The 16,785-nt window shown below is 71.9% G+C and carries 15 protein-coding genes; 10 read left to right on the top strand and 5 right to left on the bottom strand.

Going from position 1 to position 16,785, the window contains the following annotated elements; genetic code table 11:
* Positions 1–8: 8 nt before the first annotated feature.
* Positions 9–431, top strand: a complete 423-nt coding sequence (locus tag OG310_RS03010; protein WP_329454305.1) for a PPOX class F420-dependent oxidoreductase — start codon at positions 9–11, stop codon at positions 429–431.
* A 223-nt stretch (positions 432–654) separates the two neighbouring features.
* Here the strand turns inward: OG310_RS03010 and OG310_RS03015 are convergent, their stop codons facing one another.
* A complete protein-coding gene (locus OG310_RS03015) occupies positions 655–1,830 on the bottom strand; it encodes a HoxN/HupN/NixA family nickel/cobalt transporter (RefSeq protein WP_443078536.1) in 1,176 nt (391 codons plus the stop codon).
* A 265-nt stretch (positions 1,831–2,095) separates the two neighbouring features.
* On the opposite strand from OG310_RS03015, the gene OG310_RS03020 reads away from it, so the two are divergent.
* From OG310_RS03020 to OG310_RS03030, 3 genes are all read left to right on the top strand, one after another.
* Entirely contained in the window at positions 2,096–2,497 is a 402-nt protein-coding gene (locus OG310_RS03020; protein WP_329454307.1) for a hypothetical protein, read from the top strand.
* 462 nt (positions 2,498–2,959) lie between these two features.
* Complete coding sequence (locus tag OG310_RS03025; protein WP_329454308.1) at positions 2,960–3,115, top strand: tryptorubin family RiPP precursor; 156 nt, start codon at positions 2,960–2,962, stop codon at positions 3,113–3,115.
* Positions 3,116–3,198: 83 nt separating this feature from the next.
* Positions 3,199–4,275, top strand: a complete 1,077-nt coding sequence (locus OG310_RS03030) for a cytochrome P450 (protein ID WP_329454309.1) — start codon at positions 3,199–3,201, stop codon at positions 4,273–4,275.
* A 178-nt stretch (positions 4,276–4,453) separates the two neighbouring features.
* Here the strand turns inward: OG310_RS03030 and OG310_RS03035 are convergent, their stop codons facing one another.
* On the bottom strand, positions 4,454–4,993 hold the full coding sequence (locus tag OG310_RS03035; protein ID WP_443078815.1) for a GNAT family N-acetyltransferase: 540 nt from the start codon (positions 4,991–4,993) through the stop codon (positions 4,454–4,456).
* A gap of 153 nt (positions 4,994–5,146) precedes the next feature.
* Between OG310_RS03035 and OG310_RS03040 the strand changes: the two genes are divergently transcribed.
* The 6 genes from OG310_RS03040 to OG310_RS03065 all read left to right on the top strand — a co-directional run bounded on the left by OG310_RS03040 (position 5,147) and on the right by OG310_RS03065 (position 12,928).
* Positions 5,147–6,277 carry a substrate-binding domain-containing protein gene (locus tag OG310_RS03040; RefSeq protein ID WP_329454311.1) on the top strand — a complete coding sequence of 377 codons (1,131 nt, stop codon included), beginning with the start codon at positions 5,147–5,149 and terminating at the stop codon, positions 6,275–6,277.
* Between the two features lie 352 nt (positions 6,278–6,629).
* On the top strand, positions 6,630–7,964 hold the full coding sequence (locus OG310_RS03045) for an ABC transporter substrate-binding protein (protein WP_329454312.1): 1,335 nt from the start codon (positions 6,630–6,632) through the stop codon (positions 7,962–7,964).
* 45 nt (positions 7,965–8,009) lie between these two features.
* Entirely contained in the window at positions 8,010–8,993 is a 984-nt protein-coding gene (locus OG310_RS03050) for a carbohydrate ABC transporter permease (protein WP_329454313.1), read from the top strand.
* Positions 8,990–9,859: a carbohydrate ABC transporter permease gene (locus OG310_RS03055; protein ID WP_329454314.1), complete on the top strand. Its 870-nt coding sequence runs from the start codon at positions 8,990–8,992 to the stop codon at positions 9,857–9,859. The genes OG310_RS03050 and OG310_RS03055 overlap by 4 nt, the downstream gene beginning before the upstream one ends.
* A 91-nt stretch (positions 9,860–9,950) precedes the next feature.
* On the top strand, positions 9,951–11,000 hold the full coding sequence (locus OG310_RS03060) for a hydroxyacid dehydrogenase (protein ID WP_329454315.1): 1,050 nt from the start codon (positions 9,951–9,953) through the stop codon (positions 10,998–11,000).
* Positions 10,997–12,928 carry a DUF2264 domain-containing protein gene (locus OG310_RS03065; RefSeq protein ID WP_329454316.1) on the top strand — a complete coding sequence of 644 codons (1,932 nt, stop codon included), beginning with the start codon at positions 10,997–10,999 and terminating at the stop codon, positions 12,926–12,928. The genes OG310_RS03060 and OG310_RS03065 overlap by 4 nt, the downstream gene beginning before the upstream one ends.
* 86 nt (positions 12,929–13,014) lie before the next feature.
* Here OG310_RS03065 and OG310_RS03070 read toward each other — a convergent pair whose 3' ends face one another.
* The 3 genes from OG310_RS03070 to OG310_RS03080 all read right to left on the bottom strand — a co-directional run bounded on the left by OG310_RS03070 (position 13,015) and on the right by OG310_RS03080 (position 16,615).
* Entirely contained in the window at positions 13,015–14,904 is a 1,890-nt protein-coding gene (locus OG310_RS03070; protein WP_329454317.1) for an arabinofuranosidase catalytic domain-containing protein, read from the bottom strand.
* 120 nt (positions 14,905–15,024) lie between these two features.
* Positions 15,025–15,732 (bottom strand): membrane protein YczE, encoded by a 708-nt coding sequence (gene yczE / locus OG310_RS03075; RefSeq protein ID WP_329454318.1) that lies wholly within the window; start codon positions 15,730–15,732, stop codon positions 15,025–15,027.
* A gap of 76 nt (positions 15,733–15,808) precedes the next feature.
* Positions 15,809–16,615 carry a glutamate racemase gene (locus OG310_RS03080; RefSeq protein ID WP_329460003.1) on the bottom strand — a complete coding sequence of 269 codons (807 nt, stop codon included), beginning with the start codon at positions 16,613–16,615 and terminating at the stop codon, positions 15,809–15,811.
* Between the last annotated feature and the right edge of the window lie 170 nt (positions 16,616–16,785).

Below are 16,785 nucleotides of genomic sequence, written 5' to 3' on the forward strand. Positions count from 1 at the left end.
GAGAGACCGTGTCCGAACCACCCCTTCCCGAGGCCGCCGTGGCCATGCTGCGCAAGCCGAACCCCTCGGTCATCACCACGCTGAGGTCGGACGGACAGCCGGTCTCCACAGCGACCTGGTACCTCTGGGAGGACGACGGACGCATCCTGATCAATATGGACGAGGGCCGGGTCCGCCTGCGCCACCTGCGCAACGACCCGCGCGTCACCCTCACGGTGCTCGACGAAGCTGACTGGTACACGCACATCAGCATCATCGGGCGGGTCGGCGAGCTCACCAGCGACACCGGACTGCGGGACATCGACCGGCTGTCGCGTCAGTACACGGGCCATGACTACCCGAGCCGGGAGCGCGAGAGGTTCAGCGCCTGGATCGAGGTCGAGCGCTGGCACGGCTGGGGCAGCCTCAAGGACAGCAGCCAGACCGGCTGATCCCGGCGCCACGAAGGCCCGGAAGCGTGGCTGCGCGAAGGCCCGGACCAGGCGGTTCCGCGACAGCGGGGCGGTGTCCCGCCCTGCTCAGGCCCCGGGCGGTACACCAGCCCCTCGTCCCTGGGCGGTACGCGGCACGCCGAGTGAAGGAGGCGCCCACCACCGGGTGGGCGCCTCCTTCACGTTCGTCCGCGTTCCGCGCCGGGCGCCGCCCGCCGTCGGCTCAGTCGCTGTCGGCCGTGACGAGATCCGCGGACCACTTCTCCTCGATCCGCCCGTAGCGCCACACGAGCAGAGCGACCAGCCAGGAGACGAAGAAGAGGCCGACGATGCCGTAGCCCGCGTAGTCGAGGTTGATCCCCGCGATGGCCGCGAGCGGGCCCGAGGTGATGTTCGCCTGGTCCGCGAGGACACCGACGAGTTCGATCGTGCCGATGATGAGCGCGACGGCCACGGAGATGGACGTGATGGTGATGTTGTAGAACACCTTGCGCACCGGCTTGGCGAACGCCCAGCCGTAGGCGGCGTTCATGAAGACCCCGTCGACGGTGTCCATCAGGCACATGCCGGCCGCGAACAGGACCGGCAGCACGAGGATGGAGTAGAAGGGGAGGCTGAAGGCGGCGGCGCCGCCCGCGAGCACGAGCAGGCCGACCTCGGTGGCCGTGTCGAACCCCAGCCCGAACAGCACTCCGACCGGGTAGATGTGCCAGGCCTTGCGCACGGACTTGGTCAGCCCGTTCAGGAATCGGTTCATCAGGCCGCGCTTGTTGAGCTGCTCCTCCAGTTCCTGCTCGTCGAAGTGGCCGTCGCGCATCCTGCGGAAGATCTTGACGATGCCGACCAGCACGGCGAGGTTGAGGATGCCGAGGACCCACAGGAAGACACCCGACACCGAGGCCCCGATGACCCCGGTGGCCGAGTGCAGCCCCGAGTTGTCGTCCTCCACCTGCCCGACCAGCGCCTTCACGCCCACGGAGAGGAGGAAGGAGAGGGCGAAGACGATCGTCGAGTGGCCGAGGGAGAACCAGAACCCGACCGACAAGGGCCTGCGCTCGCGGGCCGCACCGCGCGCCTCGCGCTCGACGTTGTCGGCGAGGAGTTTGCGGGTCGTGTTGTCCACCGCGGCGATGTGGTCGGCGTCGAACGCGTGCCGCAGCCCGAAGGTGTACGCGAGCACCCCGACCCCGATGTTGAAGACCGGGTGGTCACCCCCCAGGTGGTAGTGCTTGGGCGCCACGAGGCCGAACAGCACCCCGAATCCCGCCAGGTGCAGCAGCACGATGAAGCCCAGCATGCCGCCCAGCGCCCGTCGGTCACCGCGCGTCAGCGACTGACGGAACTGTCCGAGTCGCTCTCCCAGCGTCGGTTCGACACGTATGTCGCTGCTCAATGCCATCTCCCAAGCTCGGCGTGCGGGCCAAAACCGTACTGAGCGTAGCCGCGCACCAGTCGCTGTTGCAACCTATTCGCAAGAAGCCGCACCCCGCCCTCACCCCTTCGCGAGGGCGGGCCGCCCGACTCGACCGGCCCTGCGGCGCAGGCCGGTCCGTCCCGCCCGAGGGCGCGTCCGAATCCTCCGGACGAACGGCTCTCACGAGACATGTGGCGACCGTCGGCGCCGTCTGCGTGCCCGGGACCTCCCCCTACGAGAGGATCGCTCCATGTCCGCTTCGTCCCCCACCGCACGCTCCGTCGGCCTGATCCTCGGGTCCGTCGTCGCCGTCGCCGCCATCCTCTTCGCCGCCTTCACGGCCCTCACCGGCTCCGCCGGCACCACCGACGCGAAGCCGCCCCGCCCCCACACCGCGCCGAGCGCGTCGGAGGCCGCCCCCGGTCCGCCGGCGCCCGACGCCTCGCCCGTCGCGTCCTCCGCTCCGTCCTCCAACGGGCCGGCCTGCAAACTCTTCGACACCGAGTGCCAGGAGCAGAACCCCTCGGGCACCGTCTCGCAGGAGGAGGACGCCACCTCCGGGTCCCGGGCCGGCGCCACTCCCCGCCTCCCCGACCCACCGCAGGGCACGGCCGCCACCGGGGGCGGTGGCGTGCTCGGCGGAACCGAGTGAACCCCGCCCCACGCCCGGGGGCGCGGAGCACGAACCCGCGCACCGCGCCCCTGCCCCGCACCCCCGGCCCGTAGGACCGGCAGACAATGCACCGCGACGCGCCCGTCGCGCCCCGCATCTCGGGGCGCGGCGGGCGCCGCGTCGCGGGCGGCGGAGCCGGCCGGCTCCGCACGGGACGCACCGTTCGCGCGGCGCGGCACCAGACCCTCTCAGCACTCGGGCTCATGATCTCCCAGTCGACGCAGTCCCAATTTTTGGTAAACCGCGCCGGAAGTGCGCCGGACGGGACGGGGGCCGTCGCGTCGCCCGCGCATCGCGCCGAATTCCAGTGACGCCAACGCCCCTGCCTACGAGCGTCGTTACTGAACCCGGGCGCACTGCCCACGTCAACACACTCCAAACCTGCCCGAGTTGTACACCGAGCGCCCCAGGCGCCTCTTGACAGCCATACCGCCCGGGTCCTTGACTTCTGCCGCGGCAGGCGGACGCCTCGACCGTCCGACGGCCGGCACATCAACCGTTCCGATCTGGGAGGTCCTCATGAAGTTCGTTCGCCTCGTGAAGAAGATGCGGTCCGAGAAGAGCCTCAAGGCCTACGCGTGGTACGGCTGGATCTGATCGGTCGTCCACCCGGTACACCGGGTGACGGGTCGTCAAGGGCGTCCCGTCACCCGTCCGCCGTCCCGTTCACGGAGGTGCTCATGCCCGAGCGATCGCATGGTGCGCCGCACGGCGGCCGGACCGTACGCTTCGCCCCCAGGATCGACGCGCTGCTCGCCCAGCACACCGGATCGGACCTGTTCCGGCTGGAACCGGACACGATCGGGGTCGCAGGCCCCGACCTGATGGACGCGCTGCTGCACAGCCGGCCCGCCAACGCCGAGGAACGCCCGACCTTCAAACCCGTACGGGCCAGGCGGGTCAGCAGGACCGACGCCTCCACGTTCATGCAGGCCGTCTCGACGGATGTGCGCGCGGCGCTGAAGCGCCCCCTGGAGCCCACCGTCGATCTCACCGGCTCGTGGCCGCAGGTCCCGCACGCCTACCTGCGCGATCTCGTCTTCGGCCGCGAGCGCTTCCGCTTCCGGGTGCTGGTGGACCGGCGCCTCGAACTCACACCGAAACTGACCTGGTCCGCCGTCACGTCTGGGGCCGCCCTGCTCGGCCGGCCCGGGTCCCAGGTCCCGCTGTCGAAGCTCGCCTCCCTCGTCCTCGACTCGACGACGTACGAGGACCGCAGGTACGCGATGTACCTCTACCGCCGTGTGGCGGCGCCGGTGTGCTTCACCGTGGCCGCGCTCGTCACCAACGCGGTGTGGCTCGGGGCCCCGTTCGACGAGGACACACCGAACCGCCACATCATCCACGAGGCGCTGCGGCTGCTGCCCGTGTCCTGGAACATCCTGCGGGTGGCGTCCCCGGAGTTCACCGCGGTGGACGGGCGCATCGGCGAGCACGACGACGTGCTGGTCCTCCCCCTGCTCAGCCATCGTGACCCGAAGCTCTGGGACGACCCCGACGCGTTCCTGCCCGAGCGCTGGAACGACCTGGACCCGGAGAGCCAGCCCGGATACCTGCCCTTCGGTCACGCCGACGAGCGGTGCTGGGGACGGCACATGGTCCTCCCGCTCGCCGAGCGGCTCCTCGACCTCGTGCGCAGGGACGGCCTGACGGTGGACCCCGGCCGGCGGGCGGGCGCGGTCGAACTCGACGGGCTGATGGAGGTGTCCGACGTCCGTGTGACACACGCGCGGGCCGGGGCCGCGCTCGCCGGGTGATCCCACGGACCGGTCCCCACCAGGAGGGACCGCGTCCTCGCAGCTCCCTGGTGTCAGGCGTCACGGTGTGACGTCGTGGCTCCTCACCGTGTGACGCTCCCGGTGTGCGGGGACGCCGCGGCTCGCCCCTGGCGGCCGCGAGGACCGTGGTCACACCGGCGCCCGGCAGCGGCCCCGCTCAGCGGCCCGCGGGCATCCGTCCCTCGGCCGCGGGGGCCGCGGTCCCGGGCGAGGACTCCGCCGGCCGCAGCGGCTTCGCGTAGCAGCGGCTCAGTTCCTCGAAGCGGTAGTGCCCGAACTTGTCACAGGGCTCGTAGCCGCTGGAGACGTAGAGGGAGATCGCCTCGGGCTGCTTGGTGCCGGTCTCCAGGACCATCCGGAGGCGGCCGGCGGCCCGCGCGTCGTCCTCCAGGGCGGCCAGCACGCGGCGCGACAGTCCCTGGCCGCGCGCCTCGGGAACGACGTACATGCGCTTGATCTCCGCGTCCCCGTCCGTGTAGCCGAGGCCGTTCGCGTCCTGGATCCGCCAGCCGCCGGTGGCCACGGGTACGCCGAGGGCGTCGCGGGCGATCAGGTACAGGCCCCGCGGCGGCTCGAACATGTCCGGGTCGAGAGGGGTGATGTCACCGTCGTCGCCGTATCGCTCGGCGTACTCACGCTGCACGCGATCGTTGAGCCGGACGGCGTCGGGGTGGCCGAAGGAGACAGGGCGGATCATCACGCATTTCATCCTACTTCCGCCCGCACTGTGCTCCGTACGAGAGGTCCCCGGCGGTCCCCGGCGCCACGGGCCAACCGGGATCCGGTCGCTGATCGCTATGCTGCGTGCGAAACGTTCAAACGAACACGAGGGTACCCGAGGAGCGCTTTCATGCGGGAGCCGGTGGACCGGAGACGTCAGCGCATCCTGGCCGTCGTGCGGGCGCGGGGCGCGGCGCGCGTCACGGACCTGGCGGCCGAGCTGCGGGTCTCCGTGGTGACCGTACGGCGGGACGTCGAGGAACTGGCGCGCGGGGGCAAGCTGGTGCGCGGGCACGGCGTCGCGCGCTCCGTCGTGCCCGTGCAGCGGGCCGCAGTCCCGGCGCACCGGACGCTCGACGGCCACACGGTCGGTCTCGTGGTACCCGAGCGCCATTCGTACCTGTCGGAGACCCTGCACGGCTCCAGGACCGTTCTGGAGGCCGCGGGGATGCGGATGTCGCTGCACATCGCCCCGCAGGCGGCGGGCGCCGAGCGGCCCATGGTGGAGGACGCGCTGGCCGCCGGGGCTTCCGGTGTGCTGATCGCGCCGCGCTGGCGCAGTGCCGCCTCGGAGGAGGCCGACTACGGCTGGCTCGCCGAACTCGGTGTGCCGACCGTGCTGATGGAACGCAGGCCCCGTCCGGGCAGCCTGCTGCATCCACTGGACTCGGTGTGCTCCGACCACTGGTACGGCGTGCACCTCGCCCTGGACCACCTCGTCTCCTTCGGCCACCGTCGCATCGTGCTCGCCGCCCGCAACGACAGCCCCACGGCGCGCGCGGTACGGGCCGCCTTCGCCGAGATCGCCTCCGGGCACCCCGCGATCGAGGACTGGTCGGTCGCACTGAGCTCTCCCGACGCCGCGGCCGACCTGTCCCTGAGCCCTCAGGCCCCGCTCGATCTCGCGGCGCTGCTGCGCGAACGCCGGGCGTCCGCAGTCCTGTTGCACGGCGACGTCGACGCGCTCATCCATGTGCAGCGTCTCGTGGGGGCCGGTGTGCGCGTGCCCGAGGACTGCTCGGTGGTGGCGTACGACGATGTCGTGGCCGCGCTGGGCAGCATCCCGCTGACGGCCGTCGCGCCGCCGAAGACGAGGGTCGGGGCGGTGGCCGCCGAACTGCTGCTCCAGCGCCTCGGAGCGGCCTCCGGCGGCCCGGACGCGGGCTCGCCCGAGGGCCCGGCAGCCGAGCCCGTACGGCGTGTCGAGTTGCTGCCCTCCCTGATGGTGCGCGGTTCGGCCGGCCCTGTGCCGGCGGCCTGAGCAGGCCGTTCCCCGCGCTGCCGCATAGTCCCGGCGTTTCAGGTGCACCCCGCGCCCAGCATTCCCCGTGCCCTCGGCGCGCCCCACGTTCCCCGTGCGCTCCGCCCTGCGTCCGCGCGGTCGGGTCCGTGTCCACGCCGTCCTCCCGCGCGGCCTCGGCGCGGCACGCCACCACGAGGCGTCCGTCACGGGAGTTCCCCGGCCAGGGCCCCGCCGGGGAACTCCCCTGGCCGGCCTCGCCATCTGAGTGAGCGTTTGACCGCTTTTATTTCTTCTGATCGATCCCTTGACCGATTCCGGGCGGGTCGCTCAGGATTCCGGTGACCCCCACAGGAGCCGCAGGGAGGCGCCCATGCCTGGTCGGCACAGCCGTCGCACCGTGCTCGCCGCGCTCACCGCCCTACCCGCAGCAGGCGCGCTCGGCGCCTGCTCGGGTCCGTCGGCGGCGAGTGCGCACAGCCCCGGCAGGGGCAGGACCACGATCACCTTCTGGTCGGCCCTCAGGGGCAGCCAGCAGGTGGTGGACGAGTACAACAAGACCCACGACCGCATCCATGTGGTCTACGAGCAGGTTCCGTCGGGCGCCCAGGGCGGCGACGCGAAGCTCAACAACGCGGCGCGGGCCGGGAACGCCCCCGACATCGCCACCACCGACTACTCCACGCTGCCGAGCTTCGCCATCGACGGTGTGACCCGGGACGTCACGTCCCTGATGAGCGAAGGGTTCCGCCGCAGGCTGCTGCCCCAGGCGCTCGCACTGACCACCTTCGCGGACCGCAGCTTCGGTGTCCCCGTCGACATCGAACCGATGGTCCTGCACTACCGCAAGGACCTCTTCGACCACTACGGCATCCACGTGCCGAGCACCTGGGACGAGTACGAGGACACGGCGAGTGCCGTGCGCCGCGCCGCTCCCGACCGCCGGCTGGGTCCCTTCTGGAGCGACGGGTGGGCCCAGTTCATCGCGTGCGCCTGGCAGGCGGGCGCCCGGTGGTACGGGATCCACGGCGACACCTGGAACATCTCCATGGCGGACGGGCCGACCCGGAAGGTCGCCGCGTACTGGCAGCGGCTCATCGACACCGGCCTGGTGTTCATGAACCCGGGCTCGGGACGGCAGAGCGACGCCCAGATAGCGGAGGGCCTCGTACTGACCCGGCTCAACGGGGCCTGGGACGCGGGTGCGCAGATGACCGCGCACCCCTCCCAGAAGGGCCAGTGGCGCATCGCGGCCCTGCCCCAGTGGGATCTCACCCACCCGTACACCGGGACCCAGGGCGGTTCCACGTACATGATCACCAAGGACAGCCGGAACCCGGAAGCCGCCATGGAGTTCGTCGAGTGGCTGGTCGGCAGCCCCGCCGCCCTGCGGGCCCGGCTCGCGAGCGGCGCCAGCAGCCAGTATCCCGCCGTGCCCGACCTGATGCCGGTGGCGCGAAGCGGCTTCGACCGGTCGTACTACGGGGGGCAGGACATCTACCGGCTGTTCGATGCCGAGGCGCAGAAAATCAGACAGGGCTGGATCTGGGGTCCCCGCATGTCACCGACCACCTCGGTCCTCACCGACGGCTTCGCCCGCGTCAGCGCGGGCCGCGGCACCCTCATCGACGCGGTGCGCGCGGCCCAGAGCGGCACCATGCCCGACCTCAGGGCGATCGGCCTGTCCACGACCCAGCACAGCGGCTGACCGTCCCCTCCCCCACCTCCGCAGAGAGGCAGGTGTGACACCGGCATGACCCACACCGTCACAACACCGGCCGCGCCCCCGGGCCCGGGCCGTCCGCGTACGCCGGATCCGCGCCGGCGCCCCCGTGCCACCGCGCGGCGCCGCGAACTGGGCGCCGCCGGTGCCCTGATGACGCCCTTCTTCGCACTGCTCGTCGCCGTCTTCCTGATCCCCGTCGGCGCGGCGGTCTGGCTGAGCTTCTTCGGCGCGAACGAACCGGGCCTCGGCTTCGGCCCCGAACACACCGTCTTCGTGGGGCTGCGCGACTACGCGGCCGTCCTCACCGACCCCACGTTCCTCGGTGGGCTCGGCGTCGTCGCCCTGTACGCCGTCATCTACATCCCGGTGATCGTCGTCGCGTCGCTGGCGCTCGCGCTGCTGCTCGACTCCGGGGCGGCGAAGCTGCGTTCATGGGCGCAGCTCGGCCTGTTCCTGCCGCACGCGGTGCCCGGCATCATCGCGGCCGTCATCTGGCTCTACCTCTACACGCCCGGCATCAGCCCGGTCGTCGCGCTCTTCGCCCAGGGCGGCATCAGCGTCGACTTCCTGGGCGTCCACACGGTGGTGCCCTCGATCGTCAACATCGCGGTGTGGAGCAACCTCGGTTACAACATGGTGGTCTTCTACGCGGCGCTCCAGGCGGTGCCGAGGGAGGTCGTCGAGGCGTCCGTGATGGACGGGGCGGGCTCCGTGCGCACGGCCGTACGTATCAAGACCCCGCTGATCAGGCCGTCCATCGTGCTCGTCGCGATGTTCACCCTGATCGGCACCCTGCAGTTGTTCACCGAGCCGATGCTGATCGGCCAGAGCACACCGACCATCAGCCACCGGTTCTCCCCCAGCATGTACATCTATGACGCGGCGTTCTCCCGCGACAACTACGGGCTGGCCGCGGCAGCCTCGGTGGTCCTGCTCGCCGTCACCATCGCGCTCTCCTACGGCGTCACCCGGTGGACCAACCGGGCCGCGGCGAGCGGGGACGCCGCATGAGCGCCGCGGGAGCGACCTCCACCCTCGTGCGCCCCCGGGCCGCGGGCCGCGCCGTTGTCAACGTCGTCGTCGGCATCTCGGTGCTCTACACACTGCTTCCCGTGCTGTGGCTGCTGCTGGCCTCCACCAAGACCAGGGACGCCCTGTTCAGCAGCAACGTGCTCTCGCTCGGCCACTTCTCGTTCGTGAGCAACCTGCGCGACCTGTTCGCGTCCGACGGCGGCCTGTACCTGCGCTGGTACGGCAACAGCCTGCTGTACGCCGTCCTCGGCGCGGCCATCGGCTCGATGGTCAGCATCGCCTGCGGCTACGCCTTCGACAAGTACCGCTTCCGGCACAAGGAGAAGATGTTCGGCCTGGTCCTCGCCGCCGTGATGGTGCCGCAGACCGTCCTCGCGCTGCCGCTGTACCTCATCGCGTCCGGCACCGGGATCGTCAACACCTTCTGGTCCGTGTTCATCCCCGTCCTGTTCAATCCCTTCGGTGTGTATCTCGGCCGGGTGTTCAGCCAGGGGTACGTGCCGGGCGAGGTCCTGGAGGCCGCGCGCGTCGACGGGGCGGGCGAACTGGCCACCTACTTCCGCGTCTCCCTGCGCATGCTGGGACCCGGCCTCGTCACCGTCTTCCTCTTCCAGCTGACGGCCATCTGGAACAACTTCTTCCTCCCGATGGTGATGCTCTCCAACCAGAACCTCTATCCCGTCAGCCTCGGCATCTACACGTGGAACAGCTCCGTCGGCGTGTCGCCCGAGTACTACCCGCTGGTACTCATGGGCTCGCTGCTCGCCATCGTGCCGCTGATCCTCGCCTTCGCCCTGCTCCAGCGCTTCTGGAGGTCCGGCCTGACCGCCGGCGCCGTCAAGTGAGTCCGACGCCGGGCCCACCGCACCTCGCGGTGGACCCGGGCCATGCCGGCCCGCCCCGGGCCACCGCAAACGACCAACGACCGGGAGAGACATGCCCACCGCACCACCCGCCACGCCGACCGCGACGGCGGCCGGCCGCCGGCCGCGCGTCGCGCTCGCCATGCGGCAGGACGCCGCCTCGGCCGTCCTCGACGACGCCGCGCTGACCGCGCTCGGCGCCGTCTGCGACCTGGCACCCGGGCCCGTGCTCGACGACCTCACCACCGGGCGGGCGCGCGCCGTGCTCGCCGGGACCGAACTCCTCGTCACCGGCTGGGGCTGCCCACCGCTCGACGAGGACGTCCTCGCGGCGGCTCCGCGGCTGCGCGCCGTCGTCCACACCGCCGGATCCGTACGGTCCCACATCACACCGGCCTGCTGGGAACGGGGCATCGAGGTGAGCTCCGCCGCCGCGGCCAACGCGCTGCCCGTGGCCGAGTACACCGTCGCGATGATCCTGCTCTCGGGAAAACACGTCCTGGAGCGCGCCCGTGCGTACCGCACCGCGCGGCTCCGCGACGACTGGCTCGCGACCCCGCGGAATGTGGGCAACCACCGCCGCACCATCGGGCTGCTGTCCGCTTCGCTCGTCGGCCGGCGGGTGGTGGAGCTCCTGCGCCCCTACGATTTCGACGTACAGGTGTACGACCCGTACCTCGACGACGCCGACACGGCGGACCTCGGCGTCCGAAGGGCGGCTCTGCCCGACCTCTTCGCCACCTGCGACGTGGTCAGCGTGCACACCCCGCTGCTGGACGCGACCCGCGGACTCGTTTCCCGGGAGCTGCTGCGTTCCATGCGCCCCGGCGCCACCCTCATCAACACCTCACGCGGCGCGGTCGTCGACCAGGCCGCGCTCACCGAGGTGCTGCGGGCCGGGCGCATCCGTGCGGTGCTCGACGTCACCGACCCCGAACAGCTCCCGGCGGACGACCCGTTGTGGGACTGCGAGAACGCGCTGATCACCCCGCACCTCGCCGGATCCCAGGGCAACGAGTGGCGCCGCCTCGCGGAGCACGCGATCGCCGAGACCGCCCGGTGGGCCGCTGGGGAAGGCTTCGCACACGCCGTACGACCCGAAAGGCTGGCCTACCTCGCATGAACGACGACGCCGCGAAACTCCTCGCCCTCGGCTGTCCGCCCGGAGCCGGCGGGGAGCTTCCCCCCGAGGACCGGACGCTCAGCCCGTACACCGGCTTCACCCGCGCCCACTGGGAGGCCACCGCCGACGGGCTGCTGAGCGCCGCCTGGCGCTGGGCCACTCCGCGCGGCGCACTGCTCGACCTGCCCGGGCCGCCGTCCCGTTCCGGCGTGCGTTCCGACGGGCTCGAAGGTTACGCGCGTACGTTCCTCGCCGCCGCGTTCCGGGTGGCGGGAGCCGACGGCGGCGACCCGCACGGCTGGCTCGGCCGGTACGCGGACGGGCTCGACGCGGGCACCCGGACGCCGGGCCGTGACGACGCCGAGTCCTGGCCCGTGATCCGGCACCACGACGTCTTCGGACAGCCGATGGTCGAGTCGGCGTCCGTCGCGCTCGGCCTCAGGCTCACCCGGCCGTGGCTGTGGGACAAACTCGACAGCGCCACCCAGGACCGTGCGGAGGCGTGGCTGCGCGCCGCGCTGCACAGCAGGCCGGCCCCCAACAACTGGTACCTGTTCCCCTACACGGTCGCGGCCTTCCTGGAGTCCGTGGGACGCGGGGACGCCGCGACGGCCGCGGCCCTGACACGTGCCGAGGAACTGCTGGAGACGTGGTACGTGGGCCAGGGCTGGTACACGGACGGCGACGGGCGCGCCTTCGACCACTACAACGGCTGGGCGCTGCACCTCTATCCGGTGCTGCACGCCCACCTCGGTGGCGACGGTGAACGGGCCGCGCGGTACGGCGGACGTCTGCGCGAGCATCTGGACAGCTTCGCCCTGATGTTCGCAAGCGACGGCGCGCCCCTGCACTACGGACGCTCCCTGACCTACCGGTTCGGCACGACGGCCGCCGTGGCGGCGGGCGCGCTCACGGGACACACGCCGCTCACCCCGGGCGCCTCGCGCCGCGTCCTCAGCGGCTCTCTGCGGTACTTCCTGGAGCGCGGCGCGGCCGATGCGGACGGCCTGCTCACGCTCGGCTGGCACGGGCCGCACGCTGCCACCCTGCAACGCTACTCGGGCCCCTCGTCACCCTATTGGGCCTCGAAGGCCTTCGTCGCGCTCCTCGCGGGCCAGGACCACCCGCTGTGGACAGCGGTCGAGGAGCCCGCGCCCAGCGAGGGCGCCGACCGGGCCCTCGCCCTGCCGGGCCCGGGGCTGCTGCTCCACAGCACGCGGGACGACGGCGTCGTACGCCTCCACAACCACGGCAGCGACCGGCTGCGGCCGCACGAGGGGGAGAACCCGGGCGACGCCGACCCGCACTACGGGCGGTTCGCCTATTCGACCGCCACGGGTCCCACCTCGGCCTCGAACCCGTTCGACAACCACTTCTCCGTGGAGACCGGTGGGTTCTCCAGTGTGCGCCGCCGTATCCATCCGCTGGGTGCGGGCAGCGGCGAGGGCTGGGGCTGGGCGGCCTCCTGGCACACCCCCGTCTTCACCGGGGGCCCAGCCGCCTACCCCGGGCTGCGGGTGGAGAGTGTCACCTTCGTCCGGGGCGCGTACGAACTGCGCGTGCACCGCGTCGTGGGCGCGCCGCCGGGATCCGTCGTGCGGCAGACCGGCTGGGCGACGGCCGCCGACGGTGCGCTCCTGTCGGAACTCCATCCGCTGCGCAACTGGGACGAACGGGACGAGGTACGGGCGCCCGAGGGCACCGCGTACACGCGCTGGGCCCTCGTGCCCCGGCTGACGGCCGCGGCCGGCGGGACGACGCTGCACGCCGCGCTCGCCCGGCTGGGTTCCGCGGCCGCGAGGCCGCAAGCCGACGTGATCAGCCGGACGTCCGCCGGCGACGACACGTTCGAGGCACTCTGGTGGGACGGCGCCACCACCCGGATCGGCTTCGCGGGAGAGGTGTCCGTCGAGCACGGCACGCACTGACCGGCGCTGACCGCGGTGCGCCGTGAGGGGGGCGGGAACACGGTTCCCGCCCCCCTCACGGACGGTGCGCCGCTCGGCGGTGCCGCTCAGCTCAACGCGAACTTCTGTGCCGCCGCGCCGTTGCAGTCGTGGATCTGGAGCCGCGTGCCGTTGGCCGTCGCGCCGTTGGGCGAGTCGAGGCAGCGGCCCGACTGGGGGTTCAGCAGGGAACCGTCGGTCTGCTGCACCCACTTCTGGCCGCCGGCGCCGTCGCAGTCCCACAGCTCCAACTGGGCGCCGTCCGCGGTACCGTTGCCGACGATGTCCAGGCACCGGCCGAGCGTGCTCAGACTTCCGTCGGCATTCTGCTTCCAGTGCTGGTCCAGCGCCCAGGACTGGCAGTCCCACAGCTGCACGGGCGTGCCGTTCACACCGGTGTCATCGGCCGCGACGTCGGCGCACTTGCCACCGGGCCCGCCGATCGGGGCGCCGCCGTTGACGGTGAACCTCTGGGCGGTCGAGCCGTTGCAGTCGTAGATCTGGACCCGGGTACCGTTCGCTGTCGCACCGCTGGGCGAGTCGAGGCACCGGCCGGACTGCGGGTTGAACAGCGAGCCGTCGGCGCGCTGGACCCACTTCTGGCCGCCGACGCCGTTGCAGTCCCACAGTTCCAACCGCGCCCCGTTCGCTGTGCCGTTGCCGACGATGTCCAGGCAGCGGCCGAGCGTGCTGAGGGATCCGTCGGCGTTGTGCGTCCAGTGCTGGTCCTCGGCGTAGGACTGGCAGTTCCACAACTGGACGGCGGTGCCGTTCACACCGGTGTCGTCCGCGGCGACGTCGAGGCACTGCCCGCCCGGACCGGTGATCGTGCCCTGGGGGCCGTTGGGGACGTTCGTCTCCCCCGCGTAACCGGCCGACGCGATGTTCGCCTGGACCGCGTTCTCGGCCGCGTCGGTGGGATAGCCCGCGACCATGGCACCCTCGAAGAACGTGCCCATGTTCCAGTTGCTGTTGTCGCCGCCCGTGCCCAGGATGATGCCGCCCTCCTGGTGCATCGGCTGGTAGCCGCCCCGCGTGGGCAGTGCGCCGTTCCACCACGTCGACAGAGCGCCGGACTGCGCGTTGCCGCCCTTGAGGGCGTACGTGGTCTGACCGTTGTTCTTCAGTGCGGCGGTGACGAACGGGGTGCTGTTGCCGGCGTTGGCGGTGTTCGAGCCGTTGTTGCCCTGGAACATGCCGTTCTCCATGTCGGCCTCCACCCAGGGGCCCGAGCCGGTGCACGGCGCGAAATAGCACGTCGTGGCGATGGAGACGGCGTCCATGTGACCGTTGCCGGTGTCGGCCGGTGTGCTCTCCGCGTTGCCGTAGTCGAAGCAGCAGCTGGAGCCCACGTGGGTACCGCTGGCGACCATGTAGGCGCCTTCCGGCTGGCCGTTCACGGCGACGCCGGAGGCCGCCCCGTTGGACCGGTAGCCCACGCCGGGCGAGACCCAGATGCCGTAGGCCTTGTGGCCGGCCACGGTGACCGCGAGTTCACTCGCGTCGGCCCCGCGGTCGGCGCCCATGCCCGAGGTGCCCGCCGGGCCGGGCGTGAGGTCGTTGTGGCGCGAGGTCTGGTCGTAGATCTTCGTGATGCGGCAGGTGGTGTTCCCGCAGAACGTGTCCTGCTGGGCGGCGTTGGCGTAGCCACCCGTGGTCAGCAGTCCGATGTCGGAGCCCGCGCCGTCCGAGGCGCGGGTGACCCGGTACAACGGCCCGTCGTACGAGGCGAACAGGGCCCGTACGGTGCTGTGCGCGGCCACACACGGACTGCCCGCGGCCCCGTAGATGTCGCACGGGAGCGATCCGGCGGCCTGTGACACACCGGGCAGTGCGACGAGCGCTCCGAGAACCAGTCCGAGGGTGGCGGCTGCGGACAGCAGGGCCCTGAACCGTCGCAGGACGGACCGGGCGGCGGCGCTCGGGACGGATCTCGCGGTGGTTCCCATTCTGCGCATGTGTGCTCCTGACGAGGGGGGAGGGAGCCGAACTTCACTACGCGGAAGCCGAGTTCACGTTCCTCGGCAACTTGCTCGGAAGGTACGCGCGCTGGTCGATATCGTCAACATTTGTTGCTTTCAACCACTTGGAATTGAAGAACTGTCCGAATCTGTTGGTTTTCCGGGCGGCGTGAGGTAGCCCCGGCCCTCGACGAACGGCCCGCTCCCAGGCCCGCCCCGGTAGACGAGCCGGGGCAGGAAGAACTGCGTGATCGGGCCGACGGCGAGGGCGTACAGCACGGTGCCGACCCCGACGCTCCCGCCGAGGAGCCACCCCACGGCCAGCACCGCGATCTCGATCGAGGTGCGGACCAGCCGGACCGAGCGCCCCGTGGCGGCGGACACGCCGGTCATCAGTCCGTCCCGGGGCCCGGGTCCGAGGCGCGCTCCGACATAGACGGCCACGGAGAACGCGTTGAGGACAACTCCCCCGACCAGCAGACCGGTTCGTGCCCCCAGGCCGAGATCCCCGGGGATGAGCGCGAGACCGAGGTCGGACCCGCAGGCCAGAACGACGATGTTCGCCACGGTGCCGACCGTCGGCCGCTGCCGCAAGGGGATCCACAAGAGGAGCACGAGGACCCCCACGACGGCGCTGATCGTGCCGAAACTGAGCGGGGTGCGCCGTTCGAGACCCTCGTAGAGAACGCTCCAGGGGTTCACTCCCAACGAGGCCCTGACCATCGCCGACAGGCTGAGCCCGTACACCGCGAGGCCGGCGAACAGCCGCGACAACCGGGCCCACGGGTGTTCGGACAGGGGGACGTACGACAGGACGGGAGCCAACGGGCCCGTACGTGACCTTCGTTGCGCCGGCCCACGGCCCCTCCTCGCGGACAGCGGACGGCCGGGACCCGGGCCGTCATGCCCCATGGCCGGCCCCCGGGTGCGCCCGGTCCCGGGGCCGCAGCAGCCGTCCTTCCGCGTACACCCCCGCCCTCGCCGGTAGCTTCGCCGGACGGCCGTCGAGCAGCACGGTCAGTGTGCCGTCGGCCGGGGCGCCGGGCTCCGGCCGACGGCCGACGCGGCGCAGGGCCTGAGCCGCGACGGCGCCGGCCGTGCCGTGCAGCGCGAGGGGCGGCCGGCCGGGGCGCCGCAGGGCCGCACGGACGCGCTCCGCCACCAGTTCGTAGTGCGTGCAGCCCAGGACCACACCGCGCACGTCGTCCGGCGTCCGGCGCGCCGCCTCCGAGATCGCGAGGTCCACGGCTGCCTCGTCGGCCGACTCGACGGCGTCCGAGAGGCCGGGACAGGCCACTTCGGTCACCGCCATGCCCGGTGCGTACGTCTCGATGAGCCCACGCAAGCAGGGGCTGCCAATGGTGGCGGGGGTCGCCCACACCGCGAACGGCCCGCCCCCGGCGGCGGCCGGCTTGATCGCCGGGACGGTGCCGATGACGGGCAGGTCCGGTTCGAACCGCGCCCGCAGGCCGGGCAGGGCGTGCACGGTGGCGGTGTTGCAGGCCACGACCAGCGCGTCCGGTGCCCACGCGGCGGCGGCTTCCGCGACGATGAGCGCGCGCGCCATGACATCCTCGGGCGACCTCGGCCCCCAGGGGATGCCACCGGGATCCGAGGACAGGACGAGATCGGCGTCCGGCCGCAGGCGGCGCAGCGCGGCAGCCGCCGCAAGCAGCCCGATGCCCGCGTCGACGAGGGCGATCCGCACGCGGTCGCGCCCTCCCGCCGTCGGTTCGGCCGCCGCGCCTTGTCCGCCGGCGCACCGATCACACTGCTCCCGCACAGCCGCGATCTCCTGGGGCATACCCGACCTCCCGTGTACGGATTCCCTGTTGCCGACCGCGAGTCTGTACCGTGAGCGGCCGGCACAGCATGGCC

Source organism: Streptomyces sp. NBC_01497, assembly GCF_036250695.1.
Taxonomy (GTDB): Bacteria; Actinomycetota; Actinomycetes; order Streptomycetales; family Streptomycetaceae; genus Streptomyces.